The sequence below is a fragment of the Bifidobacterium primatium genome (genome assembly GCF_002802875.1).
GTDB lineage: Bacteria > Actinomycetota > Actinomycetes > Actinomycetales > Bifidobacteriaceae > Galliscardovia > Galliscardovia primatium.
The window spans coordinates 328098-344846 of the sequence record NZ_PEBI01000003.1; the positions used below are offsets into that span (position 1 = coordinate 328098).

General features: G+C 63.4%; 16 protein-coding genes. 7 read left to right on the forward strand and 9 right to left on the reverse strand.

From position 1 onward, the window contains the following. Positions 1-67: 67 nt before the first annotated feature. On the forward strand, positions 68-787 hold the full coding sequence (locus CS006_RS07490; RefSeq protein ID WP_100511185.1) for a response regulator transcription factor: 720 nt from the start codon (positions 68-70) through the stop codon (positions 785-787). Positions 788-789: 2 nt separating this feature from the next. Beyond that, positions 790-1860, forward strand: a complete 1071-nt coding sequence (locus CS006_RS07495) for a sensor histidine kinase (protein ID WP_100511291.1) — start codon at positions 790-792, stop codon at positions 1858-1860. On the opposite strand, the gene CS006_RS07500 is transcribed toward CS006_RS07495, so the two are convergent. Beyond that, a complete protein-coding gene (locus tag CS006_RS07500; RefSeq protein WP_100511186.1) occupies positions 1845-2549 on the reverse strand; it encodes a ComF family protein in 705 nt (234 codons plus the stop codon). The two genes, CS006_RS07495 and CS006_RS07500, sit on opposite strands and share 16 nt — an antisense overlap. Positions 2550-2644: 95 nt before the next feature. Continuing rightward, positions 2645-3460 (reverse strand): HAD-IIB family hydrolase, encoded by an 816-nt coding sequence (locus CS006_RS07505; protein ID WP_100511187.1) that lies wholly within the window; start codon positions 3458-3460, stop codon positions 2645-2647. 144 nt (positions 3461-3604) lie between these two features. On the opposite strand from CS006_RS07505, the gene CS006_RS07510 reads away from it, so the two are divergent. Next, positions 3605-4078: a metallopeptidase family protein gene (locus CS006_RS07510; RefSeq protein ID WP_243386874.1), complete on the forward strand. Its 474-nt coding sequence runs from the start codon at positions 3605-3607 to the stop codon at positions 4076-4078. Positions 4079-4143: 65 nt separating this feature from the next. Here CS006_RS07510 and CS006_RS07515 read toward each other — a convergent pair whose 3' ends face one another. The 4 genes from CS006_RS07515 to CS006_RS10765 form a co-directional block, all read right to left on the reverse strand. Next, complete coding sequence (locus CS006_RS07515) at positions 4144-5691, reverse strand: DUF5719 family protein (protein WP_133119547.1); 1548 nt, start codon at positions 5689-5691, stop codon at positions 4144-4146. Then, positions 5688-8753: a glycosyltransferase gene (locus tag CS006_RS07520; protein WP_165777287.1), complete on the reverse strand. Its 3066-nt coding sequence runs from the start codon at positions 8751-8753 to the stop codon at positions 5688-5690. Before CS006_RS07520 ends, CS006_RS07515 begins: the two co-directional genes overlap by 4 nt. A gap of 72 nt (positions 8754-8825) precedes the next feature. Next, positions 8826-9152: a WhiB family transcriptional regulator gene (locus CS006_RS07525; RefSeq protein WP_225432850.1), complete on the reverse strand. Its 327-nt coding sequence runs from the start codon at positions 9150-9152 to the stop codon at positions 8826-8828. Between the two features lie 85 nt (positions 9153-9237). Then, entirely contained in the window at positions 9238-9390 is a 153-nt protein-coding gene (locus tag CS006_RS10765) for a hypothetical protein (RefSeq protein WP_165777288.1), read from the reverse strand. 403 nt (positions 9391-9793) lie between these two features. Between CS006_RS10765 and CS006_RS07530 the strand changes: the two genes are divergently transcribed. The 3 genes from CS006_RS07530 (at position 9794) to CS006_RS07540 (ending at position 13094) form a co-directional block, all read left to right on the forward strand. Next, positions 9794-10759 (forward strand): LCP family protein, encoded by a 966-nt coding sequence (locus CS006_RS07530; RefSeq protein WP_243386889.1) that lies wholly within the window; start codon positions 9794-9796, stop codon positions 10757-10759. Between the two features lie 82 nt (positions 10760-10841). Then, positions 10842-12713, forward strand: a complete 1872-nt coding sequence (locus CS006_RS07535; protein WP_243386891.1) for an FtsK/SpoIIIE domain-containing protein — start codon at positions 10842-10844, stop codon at positions 12711-12713. A gap of 102 nt (positions 12714-12815) precedes the next feature. After that, positions 12816-13094, forward strand: a complete 279-nt coding sequence (locus CS006_RS07540; RefSeq protein WP_093961469.1) for a WhiB family transcriptional regulator — start codon at positions 12816-12818, stop codon at positions 13092-13094. 123 nt (positions 13095-13217) lie between these two features. Here the strand turns inward: CS006_RS07540 and CS006_RS07545 are convergent, their stop codons facing one another. Next, positions 13218-14699: a sensor histidine kinase gene (locus CS006_RS07545; protein WP_100511191.1), complete on the reverse strand. Its 1482-nt coding sequence runs from the start codon at positions 14697-14699 to the stop codon at positions 13218-13220. 149 nt (positions 14700-14848) lie between these two features. On the opposite strand from CS006_RS07545, the gene trhA reads away from it, so the two are divergent. Next, positions 14849-15739, forward strand: coding sequence for a PAQR family membrane homeostasis protein TrhA (trhA, locus tag CS006_RS07550; protein WP_100511192.1), 891 nt, complete (start codon positions 14849-14851; stop codon positions 15737-15739). 88 nt (positions 15740-15827) lie between these two features. Here the strand turns inward: trhA and CS006_RS07555 are convergent, their stop codons facing one another. Continuing rightward, on the reverse strand, positions 15828-16310 hold the full coding sequence (locus CS006_RS07555; RefSeq protein WP_100511193.1) for a GreA/GreB family elongation factor: 483 nt from the start codon (positions 16308-16310) through the stop codon (positions 15828-15830). A 23-nt stretch (positions 16311-16333) separates the two neighbouring features. Next, entirely contained in the window at positions 16334-16744 is a 411-nt protein-coding gene (locus CS006_RS07560) for an FKBP-type peptidyl-prolyl cis-trans isomerase (RefSeq protein WP_100511194.1), read from the reverse strand. Positions 16745-16749 lie beyond the last annotated feature (5 nt).

A 16749-nucleotide genomic window follows, 5' to 3' on the forward strand; every position in this document is an offset into this window, starting at 1 on the left:
TACGTATGATATACGCTAAGACACATCTGATTGGATATATATCAAGGGATCAAAGGGATTAATGGCGATGAACAGCATTGATACACACACCCAGCAGCGCACGATTCTCGTTGTCGAGGACGAACCCACGCTGGCCACGGCCATCGCCCAGCGTCTGACCGCGGAAGGCTGGAACGCCCGTGTGGCTGGTGACGGCGCGAGCGCGGTGCAGGCGGCGTCCCAGCTGAAGCCCGATCTGGTCATCATGGACATCATGCTGCCGGTGATGGACGGCCTCGAGGCCACCAAACGCATCGTGGCCAGCCGCCCGGTCCCCGTGCTGATTCTCACGGCCCGCGACGACGAGGCCGACAAGGTCATCGGTCTCGGAGCCGGTGCCGACGACTACATGACGAAGCCGTTCTCGATGCGCGAGCTGATCGCCCGCTGCAAGGCGCTGCTGCGCCGTGTCGAGCGGGCGAAGGTCATCGCGAAGAACTCCGAAAACGAGAAGCTGCTCGACTTCGGCACCCTGGTCATCGATCCTGCCCAGCGCATCGTGACCTTCGAGGGCGAGCCCGTACACCTCACCCCGACCGAATTCGATCTGCTCGCCACGCTGGCGCGCCGTCCCAAGTCGGTGCTCACCCGTGAGAAGCTGCTCGAGGAGGTATGGGACTGGGTAGATGCCTCCGGAACCCGAACCGTCGACTCCCATGTGAAGGCGCTGCGCCATAAGCTCGGGCCGGAACTCATCCGCACCGTGCATGGCGTCGGATACGCCTTCGAACCGCCGGAAGCCAAGTGACCATGGCCGAACGCAAGGGGCAGGCCGCCCGTCAGAAGCGACGCGCGCTGCGGGACCGGCCCATAGGCATGCTGTCCTCCCTGAAGGTGGAGCTCAGCGTACTGATCGTCATAGCAACGGCCATAGCGTTCGTGCTGGCCTGGCATTTCCTCAAATGGGGGTGGAGCGGGTGGATTGCCATGCCGCTCACCCTTGTCGTCGCCCTGGGCATCACATACTTCTTCGCGCATGGTCTCACCGCGCCGCTGCGTCAGATGAGGGATGCCGCCGAGGCCATGGCCGAAGGCGACTATTCCGTGCGCGTGGAAGGCGTCACCAATTCCCGCGACGAGGTCGGACAGCTCGCCAGGTCCTTCAATGAAATGGCCGCCGAGCTGCAGCACGCCGATCAGATGCGCAGGGACATGGTCGCCAATGTGAGCCATGAGCTGCGCACTCCCGTGTCGGCGCTTCAGGCGCTGGTGGAGAACATGGCCGATGGCGTGGTGGAACCGACCCCCGCGAACCTCGAGGGTATTCTCAATCAGACGCACAGGCTTTCCGACCTCATCGCCTTCCTGCTCGATATGTCGCGCGTCGAAGCCGGCGCGGCCAGTCTTGAAGTCGAACGCTTCGACTTCGGCGGATTCCTCGACGAGACCATCAAACCTCTGGAGATTGCGGACGGCGGCCACAACCACACCATTCATCTTGAGGTCCCCGACCATCTCATGATGGAGGGCGACCAGGACCGTCTCAGCCAGCTGTTCACCAATATCATCGCCAATGCGTTGAAGCACTCCCCTGACGGCACGTCCGTACTGATCGAAGTGCATGAGGACACCAGTCTCGGCACCATCATCACCAACGTCGTGAACTACGGGTCGCAGATTCCCGAAGAGGCCCGCAATGATATCTTCCGTCGCTACGTCAAGGGGGCGGGCCGTCCGGGCACCGGGTCGGGTGGAACCGGACTCGGCCTGTCCATCGCCCGCTGGGCGGCGGGCCTTCATGGGGGCACCGTCAAGGTGGTGCCCGACAAGCGCGGCGCCAACTTCGAAATCGCACTGCCCAAGAATCACGTCGCGCAATAGGCGACTGCAGCAAGGACCATGGCGGCGACCACCGTCGCGTCATGGTCCCGCAGCGTCTGCGAGCACTGGCGTATGGTGGCGCCCGTGGTCATGATATCGTCCACCAGCAGAATCTGGCCACCACGCAGCGCCTCCGGATTCCGCACGCGGATATGCCCTGACAGTCGTGCCGCACGTTGTCCCACCCGCGACCCCTGTACGGATTTCGTCCGTACGCCGGTAATCGATAGCGCCGGCATGACAACGGCGTCAAGACCGCATGAGGTCAGATGCGCGCATACCGCCTCGGCCAACGGAACGGTATGGCGGCGTCCCCTGCGACGCAGCGATTTCGGCGATGAGGGAACCGGTACGACCATGACACTTCGGTCGACATCCATCAGCCGTTCCACGGCGCCGTTCCGTGCGCGTTCCCGCATCATGGCGGCCAGGTCCGGGGTGATCTCCTCGTCTCCGTGGTCCTTCCATCGCAGGATGGCCCGGCGGACGCCTTCCCTGTACCATCCGCATGCCAGGACACGTCCACCGGAGCACATGGTGGCGGGTACCGTTCGTACGACGCGTCGACGGAATCCCGCGGTGCACCCCGCACAGAGACGCTCATCCGGCATATCGCAGCCGGCACAGCCACGTGGCAGCATGATGTCACGTATCAGCCGCAGCAGTGTTCCTGATTCGTTGTCGTCCATGTTCGAACCATACCCGATGCGAATGCGGATGGTCCAGCCGTGGAGACGATGTTGACGAACGTGCCCCGACGGCCACCGGAGACATGGCGTCGCAATCAGCGGTGGGAAAAGACGTTCAGCAGATTCCGAATGACACGCAGGGTGTCGTCGGGGCCGGAAACATGAATCGCGTACGCCCCGGCGACCGCCGTGGGATAATCGTTGCCATCGGGATCCATGCGGTCCCCCACGAACGCGATGCGGGGGATGTCCACGCCGAGAATGCCGGAAAGCTCACGGATGGCATATGACTTGTCGATGCCGCGGGCGACCACGTCCACGCTGGTCGACCCGCCCGACCGGACGGTGAGCTGCGGCAGATCGGCCGCGACCGCGGCGGCGAGGCGATTCTTCTTCCTACGGTCGGGGTCCCATGCCTCCTTCGCCTCCACCGGCGCGAGCTGGCCGAGCGCGGAGAACGTTATCTGACTGCCGCGGTCCTCGAGTCGGTCTCCCCATATGCGGTCGTCCGGCAGCCACAGCCCCTGTTCCTTGGCATGTCTGGTCAGTGATTCGATGGCGGCATCCCGGTCCCTTTCGCTGAGGTCGTGGGCATATCGGCATTCCCAGTCGTCACCGTTCCACGCATAGTACCGAGTTCCGCTGGTGGGCATGAAATGCAGGTTCCTCCGATCTGCCATGTCGCCGATTCTGGCGATGATCTGTCGGGAGAACAACTCGTATTTGCCTCCGGAGACCACTGCGCAGGGAATATGATGCGTCAGCTCGGAGAATGCCTCGGCCATCTGCGGCGTCATCGGGGTCTTCGACTTCGCCAGCGTGGTGTCGAGATCGAATCCGATGGCCCCGATGTGCGATTCCAGCCATGCATAGTCCACTTCATCCCAGCGATGAATGGTCACGGCACCCATACAGACTCCTATCCCTGACGAAGAAAACCCACGCGCCATCCGGCAGACGGCATACCTAGCATTATCGCATAGACGGCCGCCACAACCCGCGAGAGACGGCGGAACACCGGGCAAAACGTCCGTTCGGCGATTAGGCTGTATGCCATGACCGAAGAGAAAACGACATCCGCAGGCATGCTGCGCACCGGAGGCACCCCGCTGCCCTGGGAACGCAAAGTCTACCGCAACCGGCATGGCCGGGGCAACCGGCAGGCGACGTTTGGCATCCGTATGCCCCGATACCGCACCAAGGCCGGCATGTTCGACAGCATGGTCGTGGCGCAGCTCAAGAGGCTGAACGCGGCCTGGCCGCAGCTGTTGGACGGCGTGCAATGCGCCGTGGAGGACGTGCCGCCCTCGGCACCCGTCTCATGGGAGACCAGACGTGCGTTCCTTTCCCAGAGCTTCCCCGCCAACCACGGCATTCCCGCCCGTATTGTGCTGTACCGCCGTCCCATCGAACAGCGTGCCGTGGGCAGGGTGGATCTGCAGCTCATCATCCGTGACGAGCTGGTCTCCTGCCTCGCCGACCTCAGCGGGAAGCATCCGGAGGACATCGATCCGGATTGGGGCTTCTAGGCTTGCTCCAAACGTCCTTATTGGGAAGGGCCATCCCATTTGCGGGAATGGCCCTTCTTCGATATCTACTGCACGACGTTCAATGATCTGTTCACACGTACCGAGGCCTGCGTCGGCATGAGGCTGGTCGAGCCGATGTAGGCAATGCCTTTCGCCTTGGCCTTGGAGACCGCGTCGTTGCGGACGACGGCGCCCCATGCGACGGCCTTGCCGGTATCGCTCATCGTCAGGGCGACCGCGTTTCTGGCTACGTCCTTCGGAGCCAGCACCACGGCCTGACGGCCGTTCAGCGTGATCTCCTTGACACCGGCCTGGTCTCCCTGCTGCGAATATGCGGTCAACGTGACCGTCGTCTTGGTGTCGGTCGTGTTGACGACATCGATAAGCGCCTCGATGCCTTCGGGAAGCGCGATGGCGCTGACCTCCTGGACGTCGGCGGCCTGGACCAGAGAGAAATCGGACTGATCGGAGCCATTCTCGACGCACATGGCCGTCGCGTTCATCTTGACGTCGGCGGTGACGCTCACGGCCACGGCATCAGATGGGGCCTTGCCCAGCGACAGCACCGCGACCCTGTTGGCTTCAAGCCTGACCGTCTTGGCCTTGACGGTCCTCGACTTCGTCACCCATGACAACGTGGCATTCCCGGCCTTCTCGGAGAACATCTCGACGGTGACGTCGCTGCCGGATGCCACAGCGGGCAGCATCAGCGATTCGGAGGGAGTCCCGACCGGCGTGGCGAAGTCGGAGCCGCGGGAGACCAGTCCCTCGGCGTGCACGGCACGCACCACGGCGGCGACCGCCGTGGTGGTGCTGTTCAATGTGACGTACAGTCCCTGCTGCGACGGCGCCGCAGCCGACAGATTGACAACGGTCTCGCCATTGGCCGCCACGGTCACCTTGCTGTCGGTGGCAAGGGGAATCGAATCGCCGTTCCTGGTGCCTTGGGCTTCGATGGCGACCGTCGTGGACTTGTCCGAGGGATTGGACAGCACGAGCTGTTGGGTCCAACCGGTCTGTGTACCCGGAAGCAGCAGCGACTGGGTCAGTTGCGGGGTGACGCACCGCGTGGACGAGACGCCCTGCAGATCGCCCTTGGTGGCCCATGACGCCACGGCGGAGGCCGCGCCCGAACCCTTGTCCGTCTCGAGAAGCCGGGTCGTGTGCAACGACGACTTCTTATCGGCGCCGGATTGGTGGATGAAGGCCTTGGCCGAATCCGACATGTCGATGGAGGCGGTCTTCTGCTTGTTGTCGCCGCTGATATCGGTGACGGAGGAATCATAGAGGGAGCCGAATGCCGCGAATCTCGTCTTGCCGGTGATGTCGCCTTCGGAGGACCGGTATTCGGCGTCTCCATACGAACCGGTGTCCGCCAGCTGCATGCGTGCCGGGCACACCGTCTGCAGCGTGGTCTGGCCTACGGCTACGGTATGCGACGACGAACCGCCGTCGCCATGGTCGATGGCCCCACGCACGGGAACGAACACCGTGGCGACGCCGAACAGACCGAGCAACGCCACCAACGTGACGGTGGAGACCGTGGCTTTGGCGACTGTGCCCCATATGGACCGTCGGGGGCGTGCTCCCCCGTGCCTCGATGTCTTGCTCATGCCTTCACCCCATTTCGACGGATGCGGGGGAACGCGACGACGATATACAGTATCGTGACGATTCCCATGCACCATAGCCATGCCCATCTCCAGGGACTGTGCAGCGCCTGGGCCTCACCGGATTCATCGATGCCCTGCGTGGTCGTGTCGTCGACGGTGAGACGAATATACGTGCCTGATTCATTGCTGACGACGGATTGCGTGCCGTCGCTCGCCAGAATGTTGGAGACCAGCGAACGGCTTGCCGAATCGGGCGCGTACGGAATGTATATGCCTCCGAATCCCAGATCGACGATCTTCGCAATGGCGTCGTCGTCGTTATGCTGCAGCAGTGTCGCGGACGATGCGGCGATGGTCTGGGACGTCCGGTCCCATCCCGTGGAAACGTGCGCGGCGGATACCGACGGCGAGTAGTCGATGAGATCGCCCCGTGCGGTCCGCATGGACGAGAACGACACCTCCGTGGAGGAATCGGCGCGCAACGCCAGAATCCTATGCCCATCGCCCGAAGCGAGATAGTCCTGGGCGATCAGTGGAAGTTCATAGCGCTGCGGAACGAGACGCTCCCCCTTGTAGGCCCTGACGCCGCCGATGGCGCCCCACAATGCCACGCATGCCGCGAGCAGCAGCACCAGCAGCGCACGCGCGACGATGACGAGATTGCGTCGCGCATAGTGTCCGCGATCCTTCGAACCGATGGCGCGACTGTGGTCGACCTCGCGCGAGACCAGCGGAGAGAACGGCTTCGCCGCACGACCGGCCACCATGCACACGCATGCGAGCATACCGACCATGACGAAGGCCAGACCGGGCAGCGTGGTTCCCGCGACCGCGCCGGTCTGTGCGGGGGCAACGGCCATGCGTGCGGCAAGCAGCGTCTCGAAGGCGCCGGCCACTACGATGACCCACATCATACGGGAGACACGCAACGCGAAGGGAAGCAGCAACGCACACGCCGCGATGACACACAGCGCCACAAGGCTGAGCATCGTAAGCAGGGCGCCCATGTTCGCCGTGGACGGCAAAGCGCGCAGATCAATGCCCGGTCCGAATCCAAAGGCGTGCAGCGTCAGCGAGAACAGATTCGACGCCGAGACCGTCGATGCATCGCCGGATGCCGGGTTCATATCGGCAAAGAGCTGACGGTACGAACCGTCCCCAAGGTTCAGCACGACGTTGAGCAGCGTGGGGGCAAGCGCAAACGCTCCGGGAACCGGAATAAGCAGCAGCATGATCCTGTGGGAGCGTACGAGCACCATGAAGGCCGCGAACACCACGAGCAGCGGCAGCACCAGCTGCGGTTCGGCCGCGACGACCATCATCATGCACAGCGAGGCCAATGCGGCCGACTGCACCGAAGCCGTGGCGGAGACCACATCCTCGGTGTGGTACATACCCACCGCTCGGAACGCAAACGCCATGGCCGCAGGCAGGAAGACCATCACGGTGAGCATGGGGAGATTGCCTTGCGAATACAGCCCCAGGACCCCTCCGAACACGCACCACAGCAGTCCCATGACAACGCGAATCGGGTTCGAACGGGTGAAGATGCCGGCGAGCGCCCAGAACGACAACGCCGACAACGGGGCGGCGGCGAACACCATCAGTCCGATGGCCACGGTGACGTGCCCGAGGGTAACGGCCGAGGAGGCCAGCAGCACAAGAAGGAACGGGGACGGAGGCGCCGCCACGCCGAGGCCGTCGGCGTAGGTGTAGGCCGACGTGGCCGACTCGAACAGCTGGCGCCATGACGCCGCGGAGGCGACCAGCGTCGAGGAGTGGAAGCTTCCGCCGGTGACCAGGGCCTTCCATGCATCAAGGTTCACCAGCAGGCCGGCGACGAAGGCCAGCACGGCCATGACGGCGGCCCATGCCAGACGACGACGGCGCTGCCTGCGCAGATGGGCCACGGCAAGGGGGCTGAGCAGGGGCACGTTCTTCGAGTCGGCGAACGCGGCGCTTCGTTCACGCCATTGCGCCACCTGGTCGCGACGGGCCACCAGCACGGTCAGCTGTCGCAGCGTGGCGGTCGATTGCCGGGCCACTTTCCTGCGGGAGCCCATCAGTCGGGGCATCGCCAGCAGCAGGCGCCACGGCGCCCCCAGTTCGCACGCCGCCTCATACGGACGCTTGCCCACGAGTTGCCTGATGAACAGCACGATCGAGACCAGCAACCGCCATACCCACATGGGGGCCCACAACGCAAGGCGAATGTCGGTGAACCGGTAGCGTTCCCGCGCGTCGATGAGGTCAGCGGAGACCCTGGCGCTTTCGTGACGGGTCGGTTCGCCGTCATGGGTGCGCAGTCCCTCGAATCGCGCGCGGCGGTGCGCGATAGCGCTCTTGGGCACCACAAGCACGCGGCCGCCGGACAGACAGACACGGCGGCAGAAATCGGCCGATTCCGCGAACTCCCCCATAGCCTGGTCGGTGCCGTCAAGGGTACGCCACACCGGCAGCGACACCAGCGCGCCCGCAAGATCGACCATGTAGACATCCTGTCGGGCGTCATACTGCTCCTGATCGGGCTCGCCGTCCACGACCAGCGAGGCCACGCCATGGTTGGTCGTGGCGTAGCAGCCCACGTCATGCAGGGTTTCTTCCTCATCCCATCCGACTTGCTTGCAGCCGAGCACGGCGGCGGTCGGCGCATTGCGCCATGCCTCGAGCATGGTTTCGAGGCATGAGGCGTCACGAGGCCGCGAATCATCGTGCAACAGCCACAACGACCGCACCGTCGTGGGCAGGTACGCGTTGTCGAGCGCCTTGCGAACCGCCTGGCCGAACGACGAGGCGCCGGCCGCACCGACAAGACGCACCTCCACGTTCTGCATCGAGGAATCCGCGCTTACCGTCGTCTTGGTCGCCGATTGCCCCTCGTCCGTGCAGTCGGCGATGACGATCACGGAAGGAAGCACCGTCTGGTTCAATACGGATCGCAGGGTCCGTGAAAGGAAACGCCGGTCATCCTCCACGGTGATTATGGCGGCCACGGCCGGTTCCACGGATTGTTCGGCGGACACCCGGCATTCGGCGAGGACACCGCCCACTACATCTTGCACGCTTCGCGCCTCATCAATAACAGGATTCATCTTTTCCACTGTAGAACACCGGACGTCGCTTCGTCGGATATGCTAGGCCCGTTCTTTACCATGTTCTTTCTTATACCGCCGGCGCTCGCGTTCGCTCATGCCACCCCAGATGCCGAAACGCTCATCGTGGTCGATCGCCCATTTGAGGCACTGCTCTCGCACCTCGCATTCGGCGCACACCTTCTTCGCGTCGCGGGTGGATCCGCCCTTCTCCGGGAAGAACGCCTCGGGATCGGTCTGCGCGCATAGCGCCTTGTGCTGCCATGACACATCCTCGTCGGGATTGAACAGCCCCCAGAGTTCCAGAAGGGCGTTGCCGTCGGCACCTCGTTCGTGCTGATTCTGGGAATCGTCGAACACCCCCCACATGTCGAAACCTCCCGCAACGCCTGCTCATTTTCACGGACCCGAAACCAAGTCCGTGCTAAATTACACACTTGTCATTCACGTTTTGTCAAGTCTCTTGAGTGTCATTACCGCATTTTGAAATGTTCAGTGATAATGTTCGCCCTTCCGCTCTTTTCATGGCCTCCCCCTCATTCTGTGCCGTTCCTGAGAAGGATTGACGATATTCTTCATCTCCTGCAACGTTTTGCGCAATAGTCATTGCAGCACCATCGCCGTCACCCGAGGAGGAATCAAATATGGGACAGGGGCCTCTTGACAACCAGTCAGGGAGCAATCCTCCGAGCTTCATCCCCTCGGGAGCCCCACGCCGACGCGCCACGACCGCAGCGCCCGCACAGACGCCGCGGTCCTTCAGACCCCAGGAGATTCCCGCCCGCCCTCGCCCGACCGTACGACATCGAGACGAGAACCCTCACGGGAATACGTCCGGACGCGCATCATCGGCCCCGCCAAGCTTCACCCCCTCGACGGGCGGAGATGCAGCCCGCCACACCGAAGCCCCGCGCACATACAAGGCGGCGAACCGGCCGGCAATACCCTCACCGGCCCGTCGCCGCCATCTGCCCGGCCACACCGCGAAGACGGGCCGTGCAGGCGGGACGATGCGCACGGCGGCCATGCGACGCCCCGACGCGAAACGAATCGCGTTGTGCGTCGTCGGCGCGCTGCTGGCGCTCGCTCTCGTCCTTGTGTTCGGCACAGTCGGTTGGATCAACGGCCAGCTGAACCACAGGTCCATGCTCACCGACATGCGCAACACTCCGGCCTCCACCTGGCTGATTCTCGGCAGCGACGAAAGGGACGGCACGGCCGGCACCGGATCCTCGAAGGACGTCAGCGGCTCCCGCACCGACTCCATTCTCGTGCTGACCAAGCCAAGGTCGGGCAACAGCTCGCTGATCTCCATCCCCCGTGATTCCCTGGTCAACGTCAACAACCAGGACATGAAGATCAACGCGGTCTCCACCCTCGCGGGATATCCGTCCTTGGTCTCGGAAGTGGAGAGCATCACCGGCATGAAGATCGACCATGTGGTGCAGATCGGCTTCGGTGGCGTGGAGAAGGTCGTCGACGCCGTCGGCGGCGTGGAGCTGTGCTACGACAGCACCGTGAACGACGCCCGATCGGGACTCAACTGGAAGGCGGGATGCCACACGGCCGACGGGGCCACGGCCCTGGCGTTCTCCCGCATGCGCTATTCCGATCCGACCGGTGACATCGGACGAGCCAAGCGGCAGCGCGAGGTCATCGCCGCCGTGGCGAAGAAGGCCTCATCGCCTTCGGTGCTCGCGAATCCCGTCAAGGTCAAGAAGCTCGCCAAGGCCGGATTGTCCTCCCTGACGGTGGACGAGAAGACCAACGCCTTCTCCCTGGCCTCCATGGCCCTGGCCTTCAAGGCGGCCACCGGGTCCAATGGCATCACCGGCACGCTGTACTATCAGAATCCCAACTACTACCCGTCCTCGGGCATCGGCTCGACGATTCTTCTGGACGGCACCAGAAACACCCAGCTCTTCGACCAGCTGGAGGCGGGCACCCACGACCCCGGCACCGTGGGCGGTATGTAGGGGCATTGCGGAAACCGTTCACGTTCGTCCACATTCCTCTCTTGGCTTGCCCTGACATCACGTCGGACGTCACCATGGAGACATGGGTTTTTCAACAAAGCGCGACACGCGCAATGAATCGGCATTACTGGCCATTTCCATGGTCGCTCCCGTTTTGGGGCAATTCGCGCTGCTTGTGATGATGATCGCGGAGCGACGCTGGATGTTCCTGTGTCTCGTCATACCCGGACTGATCGGCTGTCTGGCGTCCGCCATCGCGGCGATGGCCGCACACCGCCGCCGGACCGTGTCGGAGGCCTCGTCCGACACAGGACAGCCTCCCCCGGACGGCCGGGACGCCATGCGGCCCGATGCCGCCCGATGCGCGACGCTGCGCCCTCGTCTTGAATCGCTGCTGGGCCTCGAACCGTCCCGCCCCGACCACCTCTGGCGCCGCATCGCACGTAACTGGCATGAGGCCTCGGAAGCACAACGAATCCGCAAGCAGACCGTGCTCGACGGCATGCATGCCGTCGCCGTCGGGGAATCTGACAAAGGCCGGACGACGACCCTGAACCTGCCGAAGGCCGGGCCACATGCCCTGGTGGCGGGAACCACGGGGTCCGGCAAATCCGTTCTATTGGAATCCTGGTGCCTGTCGCTGGCATGCCGGTTCCCACCATCGATGCTGAACTTCGTCTTTCTGGACTTCAAGGGCGGTGCGGCGTTTCGTGTGCTCCACCGTCTTCCCCACACGGTCGGATTCGTATCCGATCTGAATCTCGACCATGCGGTCCGCGCCCTGCGAGCCATCGAGACGGAACTGCGCAGACGGGAACGAGTGGTGGCGGAGCATCACGTCGCAGGCACCGATGAGCTGGATGATCCCCCGCCACGGCTCGTGGTCGTCATCGATGAGTTCCATGCGTTGAGGCAACAGCTGCCGGACTATATGACGCAGCTTGTGGCGCTGGCCTCGCTGGGGCGCTCTCTGGGCATGCATCTCATTGCATGCACGCAGAATCCCATGGGACAGATCGGCGGAGACATGAAGGCGAACATCGGATTGAACATCTGTCTGCGCGTACGGGACCCCCTGCAGTCGACGGAGCTGCTCGGCGTCCGGGACGCGGCGTTCATCAGTCCACAGCATCCCGGGCTGGCCTACCTGTTCGATGGCGAACGGCGCATGGCGTTCCGTTGCGCGATGCCCGTATCTGCGACCGCACTCACCCATGGATGCGACCATGCCCGCCGGTTCCTGAATGAGATCGAGGCAACGCCACTGTTTTCGCCGCCGCTGCCGAACATGGTGGAGTGGCCGGGCCTCGACACGGTTTCGAAACGGCCGTTGGACGCCGTCTCGCTGGGATTGCTTGACCTCGGAGTGAGACTCGAAGCGCTGGAATTGCCATTGGACTCCGGCAACATCGCCATCGTCGGCCCTGAAAGACGCGGCAAGACCTCCGTGCTCGGTCTGATCCGCCGACAGCTCGCCGCCCGTCCGGGCCTGGAGATCGTCGATGTCACCGTCAGCGGCACGGGATACGAACGCACAACAACCATGGGGTCGGCGCCGTGGCACGAGGGCCGACGATCTTCCGCGACCCGCGCCGAAGACGCTCCTCCCCCGCCGCCGCGATCGACGAGGATATGGCTGGTGGACGATGCCGACGCCCTGCTCGATCCCCTGTACACGGATGCGTTGCACGACGAGTTCATGCGGACGCTGGCGGATCCGCACACCCCCGTGGTGTTCGCCCTCAGCTCACCACGGCATCTGCGGTTCCCCGACCATTGCACGATACGCGTGCTGTTCCCCACCGGGGACAGGACCTCCGACATGATGGCCGGCATACCGTCGCAGGCCCTGTCGTCGTGCACCGACGACGACTGGCGCACACCGGGCAGGGCCATGCTGCTGATACACGGCCAGGCACGTCTCATCCAGTGTTTTCGCCTTGCCGAGGAATGACATCTCCACATGTTTTGGGTATTTCACTCTTGAAAAATGACCGCATTCGTGGTTTGCTCGTATATAAGAGTTTTGTATTTCAATCGGGATCGAGGGACACAGATGAGCAGTGCATATGATTGGCGCGCCAAGGCGGCCTGTCGAGACAAGGATCCGGAGTTGTTTTTCCCGGTGGGCAATACCGGCGCCGCCTATCAGCAGATCGAGGAGGCCAAGGCCGTGTGCCGCACCTGCAAGGTCATCGACGCCTGCCTGAAGTGCGCGATGGACACGAATCAGGACTATGGCGTATGGGGCGGCCTCAGTGAGGATGAGCGCCGTGCGCTGAAGCGTCGTGCCATGCGTGCCCGCCGTTCGGCGGCGTTGCAGATGCAGGCGTAGCAGTCTGTCTCTCCCCGCATCCGCTATCGTTCATATACGACGGAAAAGGGCTCTTCCGAAGGTTTCCTCTTCGGAAGAGCCCTTTTTGCTATCGCTCATTGCGACGGCACCGAACGAGCCCGTTCACTGGGCCGCACGCAGCTTCATGTCGAGCACGACGCGGGTGCCTCCGTCACGTCGCGGTTCCCAACGGACCGAGCCACCGAAGTCGTTCGTCACGAAGGTGTTGATGATCTGCGTTCCCAGTCCGGAACCGCTGGAGCGCGCCATGCCCTGGTCGGACTCCGAGGTGTATCCGATGCCGTCATCCTCCACGACGACGTTGAGGTTGTTGCCTCCACGACCGACGGAAATCCATACATTGCCCTCGGTGCGCCCCTGGAAGCCGTGCTCCACGGCGTTGGTGACGAGCTCGGTCAGCACCAGCGACAACGGCGTCGCATCCTGCGCCGGCATCATGCCGAACTTGCCGAGATACGAGATGTGGATGTGCTGGTCCTTGCTCGTGGCGAGGTCGACGCTCATGCGCAGCAGATCGGAGATGACCTTGTCGAAGTCGACGATCTCGTCGGCGGTCTGGCTGAGTCCCTCATGCACGACGGCGATGGTCTCCACACGGCGCATGGCCTCCTCCAGCTCCGACTTCACCTCGGGGGACTTCGTGCGGCGCGCCTGCAGGCGCAGAAGGGCCGAAACGGCCTGCAGGTTGTTCTTCACACGATGGTGAATCTCGGCGATGGCGACGTCCTTGGTCTCCAGCTCCTTCTCGCGACGACGCAGCTCGGTGACGTCACGGCACAGCACCACGGCGCCGGTACGTCCGCGGTCGTCGAAGAACGGCAGCGACCGCATCGAGACCGTGGACCGGTTCGCGTTGATCTCGGAATCGACGGCCGCCTTGCCGGAAAGCACCAGCGGCAGGGTCTCGGAAAGCAGGTCGTTCTCATGAATCAGCGAGGTGCCGATCTCGGAGAGATAGCGTCCCTCCATGACCTCGAGCGAACCGAGACGACGGAAGCAGCTGATGGCGTTCGGCGAGGCGTATTCCACGATGCCGTCGACGGACAGCACGATGAAACCATCGGACACGCGGGCGTTGTGCCGCTGGTTGAGGATGGTGTCGTGATACGGGAACGTGCCTGCGGGAATCATCTCGAACAGACGCTTGCCGGCGGCGATGCTCTCCGATTCGAAACGACCGTTGAGCATACGCGTGGCCATGTTCGTCTCGCGGACCACCACGCCGAGCACCTTGCCGTTATGGCGGACCGGCGCGTACACGTCGCATACGGTGGTATTGCCCACTGCGCGATAGTGGTCGAGGCGCGAGATCTTCTGCTCGCTCATGGTCTTGGATATGGCGCGGGCGTCCTCCCCCTCGATGACCTTGCCGACCATGTCCTCGAATCGGATGGACATCACCGTGGAGGGACGGCATTGGCCCGCCACCACAAACTGTCCGGAGGGGGATGGCAGCACCAGCAGCAGGTCGGCGAAGCTCAGGTCGGCGATGACCTGCCAATCCGCCATGAGATGATGCAGCCATTCACGGTCCGATTCGTCGAAATCCGGATTATTCGCTACAAGATGAGAAAAATCAACCATGGCTTTATGCTAACGGTTGACGAGGAAAACGACGACGGGCAACACGGAATCTGACACACGTTCACCGTATATTGACACGAAAGCTACGGCAGCGTAAGTTACGGTAACGTAGGATTGATGCCGGACCCATCAGACGAGGTGAGCTATCCATGACGCAGCTGCAGACCCACGATTCCGGCGAAGGCGCGGACGGCACGGAACAGACCCGCGAGCAGCGGCTCGAACAGACCCGTCAGGCCGTGCGGGCCGCGTTCCTCAAGGACCGGCAGGCCAAGGCCGACGAGGTGCGCGCCCATGCGAAGGCGAAGGCCGAACGCGTGCTCGCCAAAGGCGAGCTCAAGGCCCGTCGCATCGAGAACAAGGCGCTCGGCATCCGTCGAGTCCGTCTCGACGTCCATGGACGTCCCAAGCCCCTGATGCGCGGATGGATCCACGCGTTCGCCACCCCCCTCGCCCTGGCGGCCGGCATCGTGCTCATCTGCCTGTCGAGCACGGCCCCGCTGAAATGGGCCTGCGCCGTGTTCATGACGTGCTCGCTGATCCTCTTCGGCAACTCGGCCTGCTACCATCTGGGAGACTGGTCCCCCAGGGTGACCGACGTGCTGCGCCGCATCGACCACGTCAACATATTCCTGCTGATCGCCGGCACCTACACCCCGGTCTCGTTCGCACTGGAACCGTTCTGGATGGATATCATCCTCATCGGCATATGGTCCTGCACCCTGGTGGCGCTGCTGATCCATGTGGTGTGGATCTCGGCCCCGCGATGGCTGTACACCATCGTGTACATCATCTTCGGCGTCTCCGGCGCGGCATATCTCGGACTGTTCTGGCAGTCCCCGACCGCCGGACCGGTCGTGGTGTGGCTCATCGTGGCCGGAGGCATCTGCTATATCGCCGGCGCGATTGTCTACGGTCTGCGCAGACCCGACCCGTGGCCGAAGGTGTTCGGATTCCATGAGATCTTCCACTGCGGCACCGTCGCCGGCTACGCCTGTCATATGGTCGCCATCTACTTCGTCATCGTCGCATTGATGTAGTGGCAGAATGCAAGGATGGCGGCGGGAGATGAATCTCCCGCCGCCATCCTTCATATTGCGCGGACGTGCCGCACAGTATCGACGAGCGTCATGCCTGCAGCGGCTTGGACTCCTTGATGGTGACCTTGATGTCACGACCATTGGGGGCCTTGTAGCTCACGGTATCACCCTGCTTGGCGCCCATGATGGCCGCGCCGATCGGCGACTCGGGGCTGATGATCTCGTACTTCGTGGCCACGGCGAGGTCACGGGAACCGAGCACATACTGCATCTCGTTGCCCATGACGTCGAGCGTCACCAGCGAACCGTTGCCGACATTGCCAGCCTCGGGGGCCTCGAGAATCTTGGCGGAACGCAGCTTGACCGTAAGCTCGTCGATGCGTCCCTGGTTCTTGCGCTGGGCCTCGCGTGCGGCCTGGTAGCCGCCGTTCTCGCTCAGATCGCCCTCGGCCCTGGCCGCAGCGACCTTGGCGATGATGTCATCGCGGTATTCGCCCTCGCGCCATGCCAGCTCCTCCTTCAGCTTGTCGTATGCCTCCTGGGTGAGCAGCAGCACCTTATCTTCTGCCATAGTGAACTCCTCGTGGATTACCGTCAGCGGGTGGAAATGATGTCGATGACGAACACCAGGGTGTCGTCGCCGCCGATCCCCGCCTGCGGGACGCCACGGGAGCCGTAGCCGTACTCCGGCGGGATGGACACGACGAGTCGGGAGCCGACGTTGTGGCCCGGAACAGTCTGGTCCCAGCCCCTGATGACCTGGCCCACGCCGATGCCGAAACTGGCCGGACTGTGGCGCTCGAAGCTGGAGTCGAACGGGGCCTGCTTGCCCCACACGACGCCGTGGTAGTTCACGGTGACGGTGTCGCCCTTGCGGACCACGGGGCCGTCGCCCTCCACGATCTCCACGCTCTTGAGGCCGGCGGGTGCGGACGGCGTCGGGAACTCGATCTGCGGCGCGGCGCCGAACTCGGCATTGACCTGGGGCATCGTCGATTCGCTCATCATTG

What these genes read in the sequence shown, in the direction of transcription:
- CS006_RS07490 (WP_100511185.1), top strand. Translation starts at nt 68, where the DNA reads ATGAACAGCATTGATACACACACCCAGCAGCGCACGATTCTCGTTGTC.
- CS006_RS07495 (WP_100511291.1), top strand. Translation starts at nt 790, where the DNA reads ATGGCCGAACGCAAGGGGCAGGCCGCCCGTCAGAAGCGACGCGCGCTG.
- CS006_RS07500 (WP_100511186.1), bottom strand. Translation starts at nt 2,549, where the DNA reads ATGGACGACAACGAATCAGGAACACTGCTGCGGCTGATACGTGACATC.
- CS006_RS07505 (WP_100511187.1), bottom strand. Translation starts at nt 3,460, where the DNA reads ATGGGTGCCGTGACCATTCATCGCTGGGATGAAGTGGACTATGCATGG.
- CS006_RS07510 (WP_243386874.1), top strand. Translation starts at nt 3,605, where the DNA reads ATGACCGAAGAGAAAACGACATCCGCAGGCATGCTGCGCACCGGAGGC.
- CS006_RS07515 (WP_133119547.1), bottom strand. Translation starts at nt 5,691, where the DNA reads ATGAGCAAGACATCGAGGCACGGGGGAGCACGCCCCCGACGGTCCATA.
- CS006_RS07525 (WP_225432850.1), bottom strand. Translation starts at nt 9,152, where the DNA reads ATGTGGGGGGTGTTCGACGATTCCCAGAATCAGCACGAACGAGGTGCC.
- CS006_RS10765 (WP_165777288.1), bottom strand. Translation starts at nt 9,390, where the DNA reads ATGACTATTGCGCAAAACGTTGCAGGAGATGAAGAATATCGTCAATCC.
- CS006_RS07530 (WP_243386889.1), top strand. Translation starts at nt 9,794, where the DNA reads ATGCGCACGGCGGCCATGCGACGCCCCGACGCGAAACGAATCGCGTTG.
- CS006_RS07535 (WP_243386891.1), top strand. Translation starts at nt 10,842, where the DNA reads ATGGGTTTTTCAACAAAGCGCGACACGCGCAATGAATCGGCATTACTG.
- CS006_RS07540 (WP_093961469.1), top strand. Translation starts at nt 12,816, where the DNA reads ATGAGCAGTGCATATGATTGGCGCGCCAAGGCGGCCTGTCGAGACAAG.
- CS006_RS07545 (WP_100511191.1), bottom strand. Translation starts at nt 14,699, where the DNA reads ATGGTTGATTTTTCTCATCTTGTAGCGAATAATCCGGATTTCGACGAA.
- trhA (WP_100511192.1), top strand. Translation starts at nt 14,849, where the DNA reads ATGACGCAGCTGCAGACCCACGATTCCGGCGAAGGCGCGGACGGCACG.
- CS006_RS07555 (WP_100511193.1), bottom strand. Translation starts at nt 16,310, where the DNA reads ATGGCAGAAGATAAGGTGCTGCTGCTCACCCAGGAGGCATACGACAAG.
- CS006_RS07560 (WP_100511194.1), bottom strand. Translation starts at nt 16,744, where the DNA reads ATGAGCGAATCGACGATGCCCCAGGTCAATGCCGAGTTCGGCGCCGCG.